Origin of the sequence: Psychrobacter sp. GW64-MNA-CIBAN-0177 (assembly GCF_040309585.1) — a bacterium.
In the GTDB taxonomy this organism is placed as follows: domain Bacteria; phylum Pseudomonadota; class Gammaproteobacteria; order Pseudomonadales; family Moraxellaceae; genus Psychrobacter; species Psychrobacter okhotskensis.
The window spans coordinates 1-266 of the sequence record NZ_JBEOOY010000297.1 but is presented as its reverse complement, the minus strand read 5'-3'; the positions used below and the strand labels follow the sequence as shown (position 1 = coordinate 266).

The window sequence follows — 266 nt, the reverse complement described above, 5'->3', positions numbered from 1 at the left end:
AAGAAACCCAACGTGCTGAGTACATAGAAACAGCACACAAAGCCTTAAAAGAGTTTTTAGCAAAGGATGAGTTTAATGCTAACGATTGGAAAGCCTTTGCTACTTTTTTAGTACCTGTTGTTAGCAATGTAACAGCCCCTGACGATAACTGGGATGTGCTAAAAGGTATTTTAGATGAGCACGACAGCACTAAATCTCGCGTATTTTATTTATCACTACCACCTGCTGTGTACGGCACTTGCTGTGAAATATTATCTGTTAAAAAC

The 266-nt window shown here is 38.7% G+C and carries 1 protein-coding gene; it reads left to right on the top strand.

The genetic code is table 11. The annotated features are described in order from the left end of the window. The coding region (locus AAEY79_RS15150; RefSeq protein WP_352289278.1) for a hypothetical protein at positions 1-266 on the top strand (266 nt) is incomplete at both ends.